Origin of the sequence: Sphingobacterium sp. 18053 (assembly GCF_902706145.1) — a bacterium.
Taxonomy (GTDB): Bacteria; Bacteroidota; Bacteroidia; order Sphingobacteriales; family Sphingobacteriaceae; genus Sphingobacterium; species Sphingobacterium paramultivorum.
In genome coordinates this window covers 603516-619200 of record NZ_CACSJW010000001.1, presented here as the reverse complement: position 1 = coordinate 619200, position 15685 = coordinate 603516, and the positions used below count along the sequence as shown (strand labels likewise).

At 40.6% G+C, this 15685-nt stretch carries 18 protein-coding genes; 12 read left to right on the top strand and 6 right to left on the bottom strand.

From position 1 onward, the window contains the following. Positions 1–6 precede the first annotated feature (6 nt). Entirely contained in the window at positions 7–492 is a 486-nt protein-coding gene (locus tag GVK91_RS02825; RefSeq protein ID WP_153845968.1) for a DUF421 domain-containing protein, read from the top strand. Between the two features lie 135 nt (positions 493–627). Next, entirely contained in the window at positions 628–861 is a 234-nt protein-coding gene (locus tag GVK91_RS02820) for a hypothetical protein (RefSeq protein WP_153845969.1), read from the top strand. Positions 862–894: 33 nt separating this feature from the next. On the opposite strand, the gene GVK91_RS02815 is transcribed toward GVK91_RS02820, so the two are convergent. Both GVK91_RS02815 and GVK91_RS02810 read right to left on the bottom strand, forming a co-directional pair. Next, positions 895–1395: a hypothetical protein gene (locus GVK91_RS02815; protein WP_159726796.1), complete on the bottom strand. Its 501-nt coding sequence runs from the start codon at positions 1393–1395 to the stop codon at positions 895–897. Positions 1396–1468: 73 nt separating this feature from the next. Further along, positions 1469–2077, bottom strand: a complete 609-nt coding sequence (locus GVK91_RS02810; RefSeq protein WP_153845971.1) for a DUF4142 domain-containing protein — start codon at positions 2075–2077, stop codon at positions 1469–1471. 657 nt (positions 2078–2734) lie between these two features. On the opposite strand from GVK91_RS02810, the gene GVK91_RS02805 reads away from it, so the two are divergent. Both GVK91_RS02805 and GVK91_RS02800 read left to right on the top strand, forming a co-directional pair. Further along, a complete protein-coding gene (locus GVK91_RS02805) occupies positions 2735–3322 on the top strand; it encodes a ferritin-like domain-containing protein (RefSeq protein WP_153845972.1) in 588 nt (195 codons plus the stop codon). A 124-nt stretch (positions 3323–3446) separates the two neighbouring features. Further along, on the top strand, positions 3447–3623 hold the full coding sequence (locus tag GVK91_RS02800) for a hypothetical protein (RefSeq protein ID WP_200845522.1): 177 nt from the start codon (positions 3447–3449) through the stop codon (positions 3621–3623). A gap of 4 nt (positions 3624–3627) precedes the next feature. Here the strand turns inward: GVK91_RS02800 and GVK91_RS02795 are convergent, their stop codons facing one another. Together GVK91_RS02795 and GVK91_RS02790 are read right to left on the bottom strand one after the other, a co-directional pair. Further along, positions 3628–4119 carry a low affinity iron permease family protein gene (locus GVK91_RS02795; protein ID WP_153845973.1) on the bottom strand — a complete coding sequence of 164 codons (492 nt, stop codon included), beginning with the start codon at positions 4117–4119 and terminating at the stop codon, positions 3628–3630. Positions 4120–4255: 136 nt separating this feature from the next. After that, the gene (locus tag GVK91_RS02790) at positions 4256–5134 is read right to left on the bottom strand and encodes an AraC family transcriptional regulator (RefSeq protein ID WP_153845974.1); all 879 of its coding nucleotides are present in this window, start codon (positions 5132–5134) and stop codon (positions 4256–4258) included. A gap of 167 nt (positions 5135–5301) precedes the next feature. On the opposite strand from GVK91_RS02790, the gene GVK91_RS02785 reads away from it, so the two are divergent. From GVK91_RS02785 to GVK91_RS02755, 7 genes are all read left to right on the top strand, one after another. Beyond that, a complete protein-coding gene (locus tag GVK91_RS02785) occupies positions 5302–5730 on the top strand; it encodes an L-rhamnose mutarotase (RefSeq protein WP_182332099.1) in 429 nt (142 codons plus the stop codon). A 41-nt stretch (positions 5731–5771) separates the two neighbouring features. Further along, positions 5772–6818 carry an alpha-L-fucosidase gene (locus GVK91_RS02780; protein ID WP_153845975.1) on the top strand — a complete coding sequence of 349 codons (1047 nt, stop codon included), beginning with the start codon at positions 5772–5774 and terminating at the stop codon, positions 6816–6818. Positions 6819–6866: 48 nt separating this feature from the next. After that, positions 6867–8087, top strand: a complete 1221-nt coding sequence (locus GVK91_RS02775) for an enolase C-terminal domain-like protein (RefSeq protein WP_153845976.1) — start codon at positions 6867–6869, stop codon at positions 8085–8087. Between the two features lie 9 nt (positions 8088–8096). Continuing rightward, positions 8097–9740, top strand: coding sequence for a sodium:solute symporter (locus GVK91_RS02770; RefSeq protein ID WP_153845977.1), 1644 nt, complete (start codon positions 8097–8099; stop codon positions 9738–9740). 57 nt (positions 9741–9797) lie between these two features. Beyond that, complete coding sequence (locus tag GVK91_RS02765) at positions 9798–10568, top strand: SDR family NAD(P)-dependent oxidoreductase (protein ID WP_153845978.1); 771 nt, start codon at positions 9798–9800, stop codon at positions 10566–10568. A 99-nt stretch (positions 10569–10667) separates the two neighbouring features. Then, positions 10668–11834 carry an alpha-hydroxy acid oxidase gene (locus GVK91_RS02760; protein WP_153845979.1) on the top strand — a complete coding sequence of 389 codons (1167 nt, stop codon included), beginning with the start codon at positions 10668–10670 and terminating at the stop codon, positions 11832–11834. Between the two features lie 384 nt (positions 11835–12218). After that, the gene (locus tag GVK91_RS02755; RefSeq protein WP_153845980.1) at positions 12219–12878 is read left to right on the top strand and encodes a DUF6266 family protein; all 660 of its coding nucleotides are present in this window, start codon (positions 12219–12221) and stop codon (positions 12876–12878) included. 98 nt (positions 12879–12976) lie between these two features. Here GVK91_RS02755 and GVK91_RS27345 read toward each other — a convergent pair whose 3' ends face one another. Further along, on the bottom strand, positions 12977–13147 hold the full coding sequence (locus GVK91_RS27345) for a hypothetical protein (protein WP_167512273.1): 171 nt from the start codon (positions 13145–13147) through the stop codon (positions 12977–12979). 91 nt (positions 13148–13238) lie between these two features. After that, entirely contained in the window at positions 13239–14843 is a 1605-nt protein-coding gene (locus GVK91_RS02750) for a fimbrillin family protein (RefSeq protein WP_159726794.1), read from the bottom strand. Positions 14844–15352: 509 nt separating this feature from the next. Here GVK91_RS02750 and GVK91_RS02745 point away from each other — a divergent pair. After that, the gene (locus GVK91_RS02745) at positions 15353–15682 is read left to right on the top strand and encodes a DUF6660 family protein (RefSeq protein ID WP_153845982.1); all 330 of its coding nucleotides are present in this window, start codon (positions 15353–15355) and stop codon (positions 15680–15682) included. Positions 15683–15685 lie beyond the last annotated feature (3 nt).

Below are 15685 nucleotides of genomic sequence, written 5' to 3'. Positions count from 1 at the left end.
ATAAATATGGACAGTTTTTTTGGCTCTGGTGAGGATCTCACGATGTTACAGATGGGATCGCGCGCGTTTATTATGTTTATTATAGCGCTTTTTTTGGTTCGATTAGGAGGAATTCGAATTCTCGGCCGAAAGTCAGGTGTGGATTTCGTAATCATTATTATACTAGGGGCAGTGTTGGCTAGAGGAATAGTTGGCGCCTCGCCGTTCCTGTCAACGGTGTTCGCTGGCTTTGTAATGATTATTGTCAATAAAATCCTAGCCCAGGTATCGGCCCGGCTTCCCTATTTGGGTAACATGGTAAAAGGTAAGCCGGCTGTTTTATACAAGAACGGTAAAATCCAATGGGATCAGATGGATCGACTGGGTGTAAGTCGCACAGATCTACTGACGAGCTTGCGGCTAGAAACAAACAGCAAGCACCTCGATGAAGTAGATATGGCTTTGATGGAACCGAATGGTCGAATAAGCTTTACACTCAAGGAAAGAAAATAAATACTTAACAGGTAACTTTTCCTTGGTAAAACTAAACTTCTACGTCAAAAAGGATCACTGAATTAAAGCCTGTTGACACTCCGCATAGCTAAACTGGGAAGAGGGTTAAAGAAGAATAAATTAAAAATATAGATTATGATTAAATACGTGTATTTGGCCATCGCATTTGCTGCAACAGCAATATCTTGCGATAATAGCGCTAATAATGGAGGAGAGGAAACTAAGATAGACACCGTAGTCAACCAAAATGGTCTACCCTTGGACAATATCCACCGAAGCCGTGGAAAAGATACGACAAAAAATGAGGATGGGAGCGCAAAAGAAGGGGTGCCATTAGACAATTTGGATCGCGATAAAAGTACGGATTGACCTGGTTGTATCTTTTCGAACAATGGCGCAAAATTATTTACTTCCAGAACGATAATAGATCCAACCTGGCAACTGTTCCAATGGGTTAGGTATTTTCAGATCTACAAGTGTATTCAACCCTAGTTCTTGGGCTAATTTTCCGAATGCATCTAAGTCATGAACTGGGTAGAATATCGCGTGCTCATTGGGCATATCCACATTCCCTTGTAACCAGCGGTAGCCCTCAGCATGTAGATTATCGATAAAGGTATCAGTAATAACCTCCAGGTAATGCATCATTTTGTTGATCCAAATAAGTTCATCCCTCGATCGTGTCGGATAGTGTTCGTGTACGTATTGGAGAATCGGTTGTTCGCCCTCCATGTCCCAGCCATCGCGAATCATCGCTAGACCCATAGACCGCACTTCTTCCTGATAAAAATCCAGCCCATAACTCATTTTAATTTCGCCCGCAATAGGGCTTTCTTCAATTTTAGCACGTAGCGCCATTTGTCTATTAAGAAGTTCATGTTTGTAGTCGAATGTTTGTTCCATGGTATTATGAGAATTAACGAAGGACAGAGCCTTAATGACTTTGTCCTCCGGAGTGAATGAATGAAATATGATTTTATTTTAATGTCGGTTTGGGTACTTTTTTCTTGATAGCTGGAGATGGCGCATTGGGTGTAATGCGCATATCACTTATCGGAGGATCTGAAGGCGGCATATTTTTAATTTGATCAAGATGTTTTTCAAATGCGGGGATTTTATCAGTAGCGAATTTCTTAAGGTCAGCATCTGTAATTGCTGTACCTGTACTTGCATCTTTGAAAAGTGAAATAGCATCCTGATGGCTCTTAACCATCAGATCGGTATAGACGCGGTCGAAATTTGCTGTGTCCGCATTATTGAGTTGGTCGATCATAACTTTGTAATTTTGATCGTCACTCGTACTCAGCTGCCAATTTTTATTCTTTACAATGGTCGACAGTTCATTTCCAGCAGCAGTATGGTCGTCTGCGATCATCTGTGCATATTGTTTGATATTTGCGTTTTGTGATTTTGCAAGAGCAATGCTTGCTGCCTGCAGTTCGAAATTGTTGCTGGCCGTGGCTTTGCTGGCAAAGTCCAGGTCTCCAGGCTGTGGCTGAGCGGGGTTGCTGTCTTGCGCCTGTACTGTTAAAATGCAGGCAAAAATCACAAGCAGCGTTCCCAAAGTTTTTAAAATGGTTTTCATAATGCTATTGTTTAATTGTTAACGATGTATGCTATTACGGTTATCATTTCCTTTTTGTCCATAACTAAGGATGATAGAGGATGCTAAAAAGGATAAAGACGATCTGATGATATAAGCATAGACTCTTTTGTGTGTGTTTAATAGTGAACAGTGGTCGAGAAGTTAGGGTTTGGAACTGTTATATTTTACGTATTTAAATCGAAAACTGTGTTGTTTACGTAAATACATCGTACAAATTCGTATTACATCATGATTAAAGCTCTTATGTCAATTGGGGGACAGTCAAAAATCAATTTCTCAACTAAACTAAAAATAAAAAACAGACAGCTATGAAACAGTTGTTTTTGGATGCCCATACCTCGATGGGGATCCTGAACTGTACAATTTTTATTCATGCTACATTTAATTTATAATCATTTTGTTGATGAACCACCGCTGTTGTCAGATCGTTAATTGTGTTAGTACGCAATGTAGCATGATTTGTACGTTAATTGTGGCGCGGTTGTTCTTTTGGGGTCTTGTTTCGGAAAAACGTGTTTTTACTGGAGATATGTGGTAAATGCTTGATTTGAAAGTATCAGCATGACTGGCTGAACGAAAAAAGTTTGAGATCTGTTTATTTGACGAACAGCTCTTCGGAGCATAAAACTTATTATTATGGCAACAACAGCAGACAAAAGCAAAACAAGCACAAAATCAGGTAGCACATCAACTTCAGGATCTGCTTCGCAAGGAAGAAAGCTACGTGCCGAGGCAGGTGCAGCAAAGGATTTGGCCGAATTATTTGAAGATGGTCTGAAAGATATTTACTGGGCTGAAAAAGCGCTGACAAAGGCACTTCCTAAGATGGAAAAAAATGCAAGTTCAGAACCATTGAAATCTGCTATTTCTAAACATTTGGCGGAAACAGAAACACATGTGGATCGCCTCGAACAATGTTTTGAGTTTATAGGAGTGAAAGCAAAAGCTGAAAAATGTGAAGCGATGGCGGGCTTGGTTGAAGAAGCCGAAAGCCTTATGAAAGAAACAGAAGTCGGGGCTGTTCGGGATGCCGCTATTATTGCTGCGGCTCAAAAGGTGGAACATTATGAAATTGCTACTTATGGTACGCTGGCGGCTTTTGCAAAAGTGTTAGAGCACAAGGATGCATTGAAATTACTACTTGAAACACTGGGTGAGGAAAAGAAATGCGACGAAGATCTAAGCGCGCTGGCCGATACAAATCTTAATTCGAAAGCTAAATAGGTAGCTGTCTATAACAAGATTGTGAAAGCCGAAGGACATGATTAATGCGTGTTTTAATAAAAGCAACTACGTAAAGAAAATGTAAAAGGCTCAATTTCGTTGGGCCTTTTACAAAAAATGAGCTATGAAATATTCAGATAATATGGGAAGAACGGCTGCTATTGGTAAAATTGAATACCCAAAACCACCGTTTAAGAGCCAGTCTCAACCTTGGCCAGGACTCTGTTGTGAAATGGATCCTCGACCTAATCATGGCGAGGACAGTCATAATGGATCGGGAAGGTTGCCATCCATAATTTGAAATGCTAATCCGTCTTGTCTGTTCTATTATCGTCTGAGGCGTCGTATCTTTCTTTTCGAGCCTTCATTTTAAAAGCGTGATTTTCCTTTGCGGCATCAATTGAGTGTGTGCAGGTAAGATCACTTTCCTGAAGCGCCAGTTTAGCGACGTGGGCATAAAATTTCGCAAGCTGATCAAGTTCTTCTTCACTGAGATCTTCCAAATTAACCATTCTATTGCTAGTGCCTTCGTGAGAGGCAATCAATTCATTGAGCTTGAGGTGGATTGCCTTTGAATCCTTATTCTGCGATTTTTGAATAAGAAATACCATTAGAAAAGTAACAATGGTCGTACCTGTATTGATGACCAGTTGCCAGGTTTCAGAGTAGTTAAATATGGGGCCACTTACTGCCCAAATGATAACTGTAGAGGTTGCAATAATAAATGCTGCTGAACTACCAGTTGCGTGTGTCGCCCAGTTTGAGAACCGTTCAAATAAGTTTTTTCTCTTTTTCATCACTAAACTTTAAGTTTCTATAGAGACCCCACTGAAACCGAATTTGTTTGCATTTATTAGCTTTTACCTTAAAAGATCAGTTTTTCAAAGGTTTGTCTGCTCCATAGCTAAGAATGACCTACCTGCTTTGTTGCTACTACCGTATTTGAGATTTGTACTGACTAGGTGTGACTCCTTTAATTGACTTGAAAATTTTATTAAAGTTTGAAAGGCTATTGAAACCACAGGCATAAGCAATGTGCGTGATTTGATGCTTATTTTCAGCGATCAATCTACAGGATTCGCTAATGCGCACCTCATTGACAAACTGGACGAAGGTTTTCTGCGTACGGGATTTGAAGTAACGGCAAAAGGAATGTTTCGACATATTAGATAGCTGCGCAACTTGATCCAATTGAATTTCTCCAGTATAGTTGTTAAATACGAATTTAAAGATGCTGTCAATTTTACTATTGTCAATAGGACTATAGTTGTGGGTGTATCCCGCGCTGGAGAGGTAATCAAATTCATCTGTTGATAACATCAATTCGATAATCTCCAATAACAAAATGGTTTTCTCAAAGCCATAATCCAGCTGTACAATCTTTTTTAGCTTTACCTTCAATTGTTCCTTTGTTGCGCCACGGAATAGGAGACCACGTTTTGAGGCCGAAAAGAATGCTTCGATTTTGTGTGTCTGAAAGAAATGCCCTAAAAGTTTAATCATTAATTTTGGTTCTATATACAAGGCCAAAGAGCGGGATGTCTTTGTCTCCGCAATAGCAGAGCCTGGGCAATTTATATTGTTATTGTGCCAGACATGTGGCAGATCGGGTCCTACAAAAGTGAGTTCATCAGAAGCAAAGTTACTCACATTATCTCCAATGATCCGTTTTCCCTCACTTTCCACAATATAGGTCATCTGACAGGCGCTATGAAAGTGAAATTCGGTGGAGAAGAATGGTCGCTGGACATCTTTGGTCGCAAAAGTCGTAATAGCTGCACCTTCCAGAATTTTTGCAAAAACAGGTTTCATGCGTTTGGTTATTTTAATTAAGAACAAGCAAGATAGCTTATTTTGTCCTAAAAATAAGTAAACAGAGGTAAAAATGTTAATATAGTGGGAGAAATGAGCAATCTAGCAGTAGTCACGGTACTGTTAAGCACGTAATTTCGAATAGTATAAAATAACGTGCAGAACTTATGAATCCTAAATTATATCCTTATAGCATCATGATCGTCTTTGTCGTACTTTGTGCGACAGCCTTTCGGTCTGCAGAAAGAAGTCGTACTGTGACTCGCTACGCATCTATAACAGGATTAAAAGCAGAGAAAGTAGCTTATTATAAGAAACTTCATGCCAAGGTTTGGCCCACAGTACTTCGAAAGATCGACGCATGTCATATCCGCAATTATTCTATTTTTTTGAAGGAAATAGATGGTAAATTTTTTCTTTTCAGCTATTTCGAATATGTAGGACAAAATTTCAAGCTTGATATGCAGAAGATGGCGTCCGATCCAGAGACACAGCGTTGGTGGAAAGAAACGGATCCTTGTCAGCAACCCCTGTCCGATGCGCAGGAGAAAGGGGAAATATGGTCTGGTATGGCGGAGGTATTCCATACGGAATAAAGAAAAAGAATGAATGCTGTAATAACCAACATTATATAACCATGAGAAAGAAATTATTATTTAGTTTGGCACTTGCTGTATTGGGAACAAATCTCTGTGCTCAGACAAAGACTATTGTACCTGTTCCATCAATACATCCCAATGCTTATCAGCGGGAGCAAATTGACCGAAAATATGGTATGTTCGTTCATTTTGGCATGAATACATTTCATGACCAGGAGTGGACAGACGGATCTAAACCCGCTAGCTCGTATGCACCATCGGCTATTGAGGTTAAACAGTGGGTTTCGACAGCAAAGGAAGCTGGGATGAAGTACATGATTTTGGTTACGAAACATCATGAAGGTTTTTGTTTATGGGATAGTAAGTATACGGACTACGATGTGGCGAGTTCTTCAAACGCGACAAATGTTGTGCAGGAGCTGGCTAAAGAATGCGCCAAACAGGGGATGCGCCTTGGTTTATATTATTCTTTATGGGACCGAAAGCAGAATCCCAATGTAAAAGACATGTCTGCAGATGCAGCATATAATCAATATATGTTGAACCAACTTAATGAGTTAGTTGATATAACCAAAAAGTATACAGATATCGTTGAGCTTTGGCTGGACGGTGGCTGGGAAAAAGAGAACTATCGATGGCCCACGCAGGCGATTTACAATTTGATCAAGAAAAAGGTTACCGGATGTCAAATTGGTATAAACTGGAGTATAGGATCACCTGAGAATACAGACAAACACATAGTTTTGCCGAAAGATCAGCAGAATTATTACCCTATACGTTATTTTCCAAGTGATTTTAGGCTAGGCGATCCTTATCTTCCGATCAATCCCGATCCTAAGCTTTTTATTGCCCAGGGGAATACGTATTATATGCCTTTTGAGACAACAGTGGTACTTGGAGAACGCTGGTTTTATAATACCACGGACAAGAAGTATAAGTCTTTGGAAGAGCTTGCGGGGATTTATCAGACCGCAACAGCACAAGACAATATCCTGATCTTAAACGTTGGTCCCAATCGGATGGGACGCATAAAGGATTCGGATGTTGACATTTTGCGCAAATTAAAGGATAAGTTAAAGTTGTAATTCAAAATAGATTAACCTAAATACTAAAAACAAGTACGTTAAGATTTTATGATAAAGACGTTTGATATTCAGGATCGGAGATTTCCTTTGGCTACAGGTGCGGGCAGTGATGCGATACACAAGGATCCGATCTATTCTTATGCTGTGACTCGATTGGTAGATGATAAGGGGCGCGTAGGGACAGGTTTGGCTTTTACACTGGGAGCAGGAAATGAGCTGGTCTGTCGTGCTGCAGCTTTCTATGCCGAACGATTGAAAGGGATTCCAATTGAAGATCTTATGGCAGATTTTGGTCAATTGTTTAATAAGTTGAGCAACGAACAGCAATTTCGTTGGTTGGGTCCCCATAAAGGTATCGTTCATTTGGCCCTAGCTTCGGTAACAAATGCCTGTTTTGACCTCTGGGCTAAAACAAGAGGAGTTCCACTTTGGAAGCTGTTAACCGACCTCAGCGCTGAGGAGATTGTCAATACGTTGGATCTTTCCTATTTGGAAGATGAATTTACAAAGGCTGAAGCCATCAGCCTGCTGGAGTCGACTATCTCAACTGGTCATAAAAGAATGGACATTATTGAAAAGGGCTATGCGGGCTACGACACATCAGTAGGCTGGTTTAACTATTCTGATGAAAAAGTACGGGAGAACTGTAAACGCGCTTTAGACAACGGTTTCTCCGCAATGAAACTCAAAGTAGGCAGTGAAGATCCATTACGGGATATTCGTCGTGCGCATATTGTACGGGAGGTTGCGGGTGATGAAGCCAAAGTAATGCTCGATGCGAATCAGCAATGGACGCTACCTCAGGCGCTATCCATCTGTCAAGAGCTTAAGGAGATGAACCCTTTTTGGGTTGAGGAGCCGACACATCCCGACGACATTGTTGGGCATAAACGCTTAGCCGAGCACATTGCGCCGATAAAAGTTGCCATGGGTGAGCATGTGCCGAACCGCATCTTGTTTAAAAATTACCTTCAAATGGGTGCGGCGGGATTTGTACAGGTGGATGCTGTTCGAGTCGGCGGTGTGAGCGAGTTTATTTCAGTGAGTCTACTTTGTCGAAAATATAATATTCCCGTTGTGCCGCATGTCGGTGATATGGGGCAGCTTCATCAGCATCTTGTTTTGTTTAACCATATAAGCCTTGGGCATGAGGCTTTGTTTTTGGAGCATATTCCACACCTAAAGTCTCATTTTGTACATCCTGTGTCTATAGCAAATGGCGTGTACCGTACCCCAATGGATGTGGGAAGCAGTTGTGATTTGTTATAAGTTGACGTTATGTTAGGAAATTTAGATTTAGGTATCGCCATCTTTTATATTGTGTTGATTTTGGTTGTCGGCATATTGGCTGGCTCAGGGCGATTTAAGAAAGTAAAAGAAATAAGCGCTGAAGGGTATTTTTTGGCTGGAAAGACACTCCGGTGGCCGGCCATTGGGTTGGCGCTTTTTGCAACTAATATTTCAACGGTACATCTGGTTAGTTTGGCACAGAGCGGATTTGATACAGGCTTGCTTAACGGCAACTTTGAATGGATGGCTGCCTTTACTTTAATCTTATTGGCGCTTTTTTTTGTGCCATTTTACCTCAAATCGGGTGTTACAACCTTGCCCGACTTTCTGGAACGGCGTTATGATCGTGCCAGCAGAGATTGGCTCACGTTTATCTCCATACTATCGGCCATTGTTATTCATATCGCTTTTTCGATGTTGGCCGGAGGGATTGTGCTGCGAACACTTTTTGGATTTAATATGTATTTGAGTATTACGGTAATCTGTGTGATAACTGGAATATATACGATATTGGGCGGATTACGCGCTGTTGTGGTGACGGAATCTATCCAGACAATTGTGTTGCTTGCTGGGGCTTTTATTATCAGTTTTGCAGCTTTTGACAAGATGGGCGGTTGGATGCCGATGAAAGCTGTTCTGGTAGAGGATAATGCCCTTGATCGTCTTTCTATGCTCCGTGGTAGCAACGATGGAAGTGGAATGCCTTGGTATGCCGTATTGTTTGGCTATCCGATTTTGGGTATCTGGTATTGGTGTGCCGATCAGACGATCGTTCAGCGTGTTTTAGGAGCTAAGGACGAAAACCATGGACGTGTGGGCGCCCTTTTTTGTGGTTTTCTGAAAATTCTGCCAGTATTTATTTTTGTGCTTCCCGGGCTATTTGCGTATACCCTGTTTAAAACAGGTCAATTGGATTTAAGCAGTCTTGGCGTAGACCATCAAGGGCAGGTCAATTCAAAAGGTATCTATACACTCATGATTACGCAACTTTTGCCTTCGGGATTGATCGGTGTTTTGGTAGCGGCGCTCTTATCGGGTTTAATGAGTCAGATATCGGGTGCGCTAAATTCGATATCGACCATGGTGAGTTACGATATCTTTAAACAGCGGCGCCCTGCTGCTTCTGATGGGCAGCTAATTCGTATCGGGAAAATTGCCGCAGTTATTGCCATGGGATTTTCCCTGGCTCTTTTACCGCTATTGGATCGCTATGAGAGTATTTTTTATGGCATAAATGATGTGATTGCACATATTGCACCACCAATAACCTGCGTATTTCTTTTAGGTGTGTTTTGGAAAGGGGCATCGGCAACAGCTGCAAAACTTACCTTGTGGATAGGTTCTGTTTTGGGGGTTGCCGTATTTTTGCTGAATAAGCTGCTACCTGACTCGTGGGTAGGACAGACTCCATTTATGATGATGGCTTTCTATTTGTTTTTGATCTGTATGTTACTTCAGGTTTTGTTATCGTATAAGTATCCCGTGCAGCATACTGCACAAAGTCGGGATTTGTACTGGAAGAGCCCTATGGATCCACTTCGGGGTAAAGCCTGGCCGGGTATCGGGAATTACCGTATTTTGTCGGCATTGCTGTTAGCTATTGTCGTGATTTTATATGTAATTTTCAACTAATTTTTAATTTGTTCCGATTCTTTGGAACTTGATGCTAAATACAAGAATAATAAAAACGTGAAAATCTTAGAAGATAAAATAATATTGATTACAGGAGGAAGTGCTGGAATCGGTTTGGAATGTGTAAAAGCCTATGTCAAAGCAGGGGCAAAGGTGGCCTTTATTGGTCTCGATCAAGTATCGGTAGATGCAACAGCCGAACTGATCGGCGCGCCACATATTGGTATCTGTGCGGATGTTACGCAAGCCCGAGAAGTTGATTTGGCCATCCAAAAGACTGTTGCTGTTTTTGGGCGGCTTGATGCAATCCATAACAATGCTGGTCTGGCAAGCCCGTCAAAGCCTTTGCATGAAACTACGGACGATGAATGGACAAGGTTGCTGGAAACCAACATGAAAAGTGTTCTTCTAACTACGCGGTATGGTTATCCTCATTTAAAGGAATCTGCTGGTTGTATTCTAAATACGAGCAGTTTAGTGGGGGATATTGGCCAGGAGAACCATGCGGCATATGCTGCCACAAAGGGTGCTATCAACGCGTTGACAAAATCTATGGCCATAGATTATGCACCTGTCGGTATTCGTGTCAATTCGGTTATGCCTGCAGCTGTTATGACACCCATGCTCAACAAATGGACACTGGAGCAAGCGCATCCGACACAGGTTTTTGACTTTTTGAAGGATATTCATTTACTGGGATACTGTCCTGAGGGCGATGTCATTGCCGATGCCTGTGTGTTTCTGCTGTCAAACCAAGCACGCTTTATCACAGGGGTAAATCTACCTGTAAGTGGTGGTGCTGAATTGGGGTATCGCAGAAATGTATGACAGATTTTTTTATATTAGCTACAATTAGCTTGCATTTGAAATGCAATTTATCTAAGTTTGGCGCGCAGTCATAGACTGTTTATAAATAATACATCAATCATGAGCCAGAAATTTATATATAATACACGTTATCCTTCTGTTGAAGATCTAAAGATTAAAGCGAAGAAAAGGATTCCCCGATTTGCATTTGATTATCTGACCGGAGGTGCAAATGAAGAATTGAACCTTGCCAGAAATGAGAATGATTTTGATAATATTCTGTTGAAGCCGCAATATCTGCTTGCAAGTGAAGAAATAGACTTATCTGTAGAATTATTCGGTCGTCGTTATAGTGCACCTTTTGGTGTTTCACCTATTGGACTTCAGGGATTGATGTGGCCGAATGCACCGGAGATTCTTGCGAAAGCGGCGGCAAAAAATGATATTCCCTACATTTTGAGTACAGTATCAACAAGTAGCATTGAACGTATTGCCGAGGTATCTGATGGGAAAGCCTGGTTTCAGCTCTATCATCCTACGGAAAACAGGTTGCGCGATGATATTATTAAACGTCTGGAGGCTGTTGAATGTCCGGTATTGGTAGTTCTGGTGGATGTGCCTGCTTTTGGACTTCGTTATCGTGAAATAAAAAGCGGATTGTCTATGCCACCTAAAATGAGTATCGCCAATATCTTGCAAACCTTTGCCTGTCCGACTTGGGGAATAGAAACATTAAGACATGGAATTCCTTCTTTTGCAACATTGAAGCCCTACATGGAAAAGGGACTTGATTTAGCGCAGCTGGGACAGTTTATGAACAGGACATTTACGGGTAAAGTTGATGTTGAGAAAATTAAAGCTATTCGGGATCTTTGGAAAGGGCCCTTGGTGCTTAAAGGGATTGCCACCGATGAAGATATGCAGGCTGCTATCGCATTGGGTGTTGATGGAGTCATTGTGTCAAATCATGGTGGACGACAGCTCGATGCAAGTGAATCTTCGATCAATTCATTGATCCACCTGGCGAGCAACCCAGAATATAAAAAGAAAATAAAAATCATGTTAGATGGTGGTATTCGATCGGGGGTTGACCTTGCGCGGGCACATGCAGTTGGATCAGATTTCAATTTTATGGGAAGACCATTTATGTATGGCGTTGGCGCATTGGGCAATGAAGGTGGGGAACATACAATCAATATGTTTAAGACGCATTTGTTTCAGGTTATGAAGCAATTGAGTCTTTCAAAGATCGAAGATTTTCCAAAACGTCTGCAGGCTGTCCTATAACTGCAGTAGCAGGTCGAGTTTTCGATCCCGCTTTGGGGTGGCAATCAAACCTACGATAAAAAGAAGAAGATGTCTCTTATGTTTGTATTAAGCAAATGTAGGAGACATTTTTTTTGCTTTATAGGTTCGCATGAAAGGTCGTCGGCTTTTACCTTTTCTCCTTTAGTTCTTAGATGCAACAGATGGTAACCAAATTCCACTTTTAAACAGTGCTTGTTCAGTGCTCGTTCAGTGATTGTTCAGTGCTTGCTCAGTAAAGACTGAATAAACAGTGACTAATTACTGTCTAAGTATTGATTGAAAACTGTTGTTTGTTATAATTTGGTATGCGTATGTTTCCGTATTAATGTTTATCTTTATTATCTATAACATAATCAATCAATTATGGCAATCATCAAAAATGGTGTTAATGGAACTGTTTCCGGGAAAGCAGGTTCTGTTGTGTTTGTGTCGACTAAAACGGGAAATTATGTACGATCTCTCCCTCGCGTTAAAAAACGGGAGCCGACTCCTGAGCAATTGCTGAGTAGAAAACGCTTCAAAATTGTGAGGTCACATATTGGCCAATTAAAACCGATCATCAATATGGGTTATAAAGCGTACAGCTATCCTAAACGGGCATACGATGTCGCGATGTCTTATAATCTGAACGAAGCACTTATCCGGGAAGAAGACGGTTTTGTCGTTGATTGGCCAAAATTTATGATTGCCAAAGGAAGCCCCAATCCCATTACTTCCTACATAATGGATTTCGATCAAGAAAATCAAGTGCTTCTGGTCACCTGGGAATATGATGCCTATCTGGAGGAAAAGTTTGACACGAGATCTTACGATTCTTTCTTAATCCTGTATAATGCAGCGGATAACGGGGGTGGATATCCACTTGTGATGAACGATTTGAAAAGCAGCTTAATGTCTGGCAAACAGATTGTTGAAATTCCAAAACATAGAAAGGAAGCGACCTATGAGGTATATATCTTTTTTATCGAGAGTTATGGTGGAGGTAATACAGACAGTCTGCACTTGGGTAAGCTAAAGGTTTGAGTATAATGTGGATGACACGATCCTGTATTATAAAATTGCATAAAAAAGGGGCAATCCACTTGGATTGCCCCTTCCTTTTGTCTACTATTGAAAATAGTTTACCAGTCGATATTTCTATTATCTGTTGATCCTACTTCCCATTGTTCGTTTACTTTACCGCTGTTGGCATCTTCTGGTCTGGCGTAGGCCGAACCAGCTGCAATACCTTGCTCAAGTTCGATTGTCGTTGTATTAATTTTGGGGGCGATGTACGCTAATTTCTTTTCCATAATATCTATTTTTATCTTGCTTTTTTTTATGTTATATTCAGCAAGTTTTAGTCTTTCTGATTATTGATCTATTTATTGATCTATTTATTGATTATTGGCAAGGGATTTTCTTCTTTCCAGCACCTACACCCTTGATAATAGTACGTCCATCAACAAGTTGGGTTACTTTTACAGTGTTGCTTTGTGTTGCACTCCAAGGGAATGTATTGAAGCTGTTGCCATTCACGAGTTTAAGTTCGTATAAAGGACCGCCGGATGTTTTACTACCAAACATGGTTACTTGGCCAGTTCTGCTGATGACAAGTTTGATCAATGGACTTGTACTTGTACCTTTCATGTTGTAAACCTGATCGATTCTTTTGTTGGTTTCAATATTGTTGCCAGCGTATTTGCTTCCATCAACAAACTGGATGTTTTGAGCAGAAGAAGCGCCTACCTCAAATTGAATTTCCTGTTTCGCTAATTTGACACCATTTACTTCCATGTTGAATGCATTGTCCAATTCGGTCATGTCGAAAACAAAACCATAGTCTGCGGCTGGAGCAGTAAAGCTTCTATCAATTGTTGTTCCATTGGCATAGAATTTACCGTCTTTCATAATACCGGTTTTGCCACCCGATGTTGTTGCTGGATAGCTCCAGTCCAGACCACTGCTGGTTACATTTTGTGTACAGGTTCTGAAGTTAAGTTTCAGATCGTATTTTTGTCCGGGATTGATCTTAACATTTGGAATGGTGATGTTTGTTTTGGTCTCACCATCAAGGGTTAGACTGCCGAGCATCAATGTTCCGTTGCTGGTTGTGGGGTGGATCAATATCGCTGGGTTACTAATTACAGTACGTAAGCCATTTCCTAAAGCCGGGAATTGCGTAGTCACACCTGCGTTGTTCAAGCCATTGTACGTTAATGTTTCATCTGAGAATTTCAAATTTGCACTACTGTGACTAGGTTTTAGTACTGCAGTCCCGATTTGAGTGATGGCCCCGGTCATACTTGGATCCATGGTCAATGTTGTGGTGATTTGGCTAAATCTGTGTTTTAATACAACATTTAAGTTGTTTACACCATTTTTTAACGTTAATGTACCTGTGTAATACATTAAATCACCGCTAATATTGCTCAAGTTCGCTGCAGAAAGCGTGTTTTGATTATTAATAGCCGGTAATGCTGTGGTGCTATTGATCGAATAGGCAATGAAAGTATATGATTTTCCGGCGTCAAGAACGATACCTGCGGCAGTAGCTTCCTCACCGTAGCTATAATCTTTTGCCGTTACGTAAGCTCCTTGGTTGTCATAGACAACAACTTTATACTTGACGTTTTTGTCCAATGGCTTCTCTTGTGTTTGGACAGCCGCTAGTTTGGGGTTGGATGAAGCAACGAGGCTTTTTGTAACCGCTGAATTGTTTGTTAGAACAACGTCAACTGAGCCTCCGTTTTCTAACGGTACAGTCATTTCCTGTACATCAGGTGCATTGCTTGATGAATGCGAAGCGTTTGCCGATGCTTGCTTTTGAACAGCATTGTTGTCTGTTTCATTGTAAGCTTCTACGCCCGATAGATTGATTTTAACGACAGTTTCTCCTGTTAATGCGGTGTTTTCTCCACTTTTGTTACATGAGTAGAGGCTAAGTGCGAAAGCACTGCAGCCTAGCATGAACAGGTTTGTCAGTCGGCGATGGGGGATTAGATTCATGTTAATTGACATTTTGTTTTGTTATTGATTTTTGATTATTTGATTTCGTTGTTGATTTGTGTCGCAAAAACTCTTGCAGTTGTATGCCGATTTGTGTTTGAAATGTGGTATACCATTGCTTTTTTTGTTGCTTTTATTTTTTATCGATGCAATTATATAAATAGCATTTTACTTAATGCACTGTATTTATGTTATCTTATATTTCTTGTAGAGAAATATCTACAATAGTGTTGTTTTGTATTTAAAATGCTGTTTGAACATGTTTTATGCGTTTTTCTGTTAATTACAATTCGTTTTATTTGAATAATAATTTACTTATAATTAATATGAGTGTCAGGTAATAATTCTGTGTAGGATTGTGCGGTTTTATGAGGCCTAAGGGATAAAAAAACGCTCGGTTGAGAGCGACTGTCTCCTTATTTTATAGGAGGAACTGGAGATGACGCTAACCAATAGATTTCTGGGGTTAAGGGGAGATTTTGATTTATTTTTTTTAAATTTGCGTATTCATGAGGTTAATTGTTTTCATATTGATAGCATATATTATGGGACTTTCTTTTGTTCCCTGCAGTGATTCTAGCAATCGCTGTGAGCAGACAGCTATGGAAACACAATTAAACCAAACTCATAACCATAGTGATGATGCATCTGATGCCTGTTCTATTTTCTGCTATTGCAATTGTTGTAGTGGAAATATAACGGCTTATGCGTATCTATTTCCACAAATAGATGGTGTCCCGGTGTCAATTTATTTTGATAATCGTAATCCTGTCCTCAATACAGCGATTGTTTCCAGTTATTTTGGAAGCATCTGGCAGCCGCCAAAGGTTAATGCTTAATTT

Coding starts and splice junctions, on each gene's coding strand:
- GVK91_RS02825 (WP_153845968.1), top strand. CDS start 7: ATGGACAGTTTTTTTGGCTCTGGTGAGGATCTCACGATGTTACAGATG.
- GVK91_RS02820 (WP_153845969.1), top strand. CDS start 628: ATGATTAAATACGTGTATTTGGCCATCGCATTTGCTGCAACAGCAATA.
- GVK91_RS02815 (WP_159726796.1), bottom strand. CDS start 1,395: ATGGAACAAACATTCGACTACAAACATGAACTTCTTAATAGACAAATG.
- GVK91_RS02810 (WP_153845971.1), bottom strand. CDS start 2,077: ATGAAAACCATTTTAAAAACTTTGGGAACGCTGCTTGTGATTTTTGCC.
- GVK91_RS02805 (WP_153845972.1), top strand. CDS start 2,735: ATGGCAACAACAGCAGACAAAAGCAAAACAAGCACAAAATCAGGTAGC.
- GVK91_RS02800 (WP_200845522.1), top strand. CDS start 3,447: ATGAAATATTCAGATAATATGGGAAGAACGGCTGCTATTGGTAAAATT.
- GVK91_RS02795 (WP_153845973.1), bottom strand. CDS start 4,119: ATGAAAAAGAGAAAAAACTTATTTGAACGGTTCTCAAACTGGGCGACA.
- GVK91_RS02790 (WP_153845974.1), bottom strand. CDS start 5,134: ATGAAACCTGTTTTTGCAAAAATTCTGGAAGGTGCAGCTATTACGACT.
- GVK91_RS02785 (WP_182332099.1), top strand. CDS start 5,302: ATGAATCCTAAATTATATCCTTATAGCATCATGATCGTCTTTGTCGTA.
- GVK91_RS02780 (WP_153845975.1), top strand. CDS start 5,772: ATGAGAAAGAAATTATTATTTAGTTTGGCACTTGCTGTATTGGGAACA.
- GVK91_RS02775 (WP_153845976.1), top strand. CDS start 6,867: ATGATAAAGACGTTTGATATTCAGGATCGGAGATTTCCTTTGGCTACA.
- GVK91_RS02770 (WP_153845977.1), top strand. CDS start 8,097: ATGTTAGGAAATTTAGATTTAGGTATCGCCATCTTTTATATTGTGTTG.
- GVK91_RS02760 (WP_153845979.1), top strand. CDS start 10,668: ATGAGCCAGAAATTTATATATAATACACGTTATCCTTCTGTTGAAGAT.
- GVK91_RS02755 (WP_153845980.1), top strand. CDS start 12,219: ATGGCAATCATCAAAAATGGTGTTAATGGAACTGTTTCCGGGAAAGCA.
- GVK91_RS27345 (WP_167512273.1), bottom strand. CDS start 13,147: ATGGAAAAGAAATTAGCGTACATCGCCCCCAAAATTAATACAACGACA.
- GVK91_RS02750 (WP_159726794.1), bottom strand. CDS start 14,843: ATGAATCTAATCCCCCATCGCCGACTGACAAACCTGTTCATGCTAGGC.
- GVK91_RS02745 (WP_153845982.1), top strand. CDS start 15,353: ATGAGGTTAATTGTTTTCATATTGATAGCATATATTATGGGACTTTCT.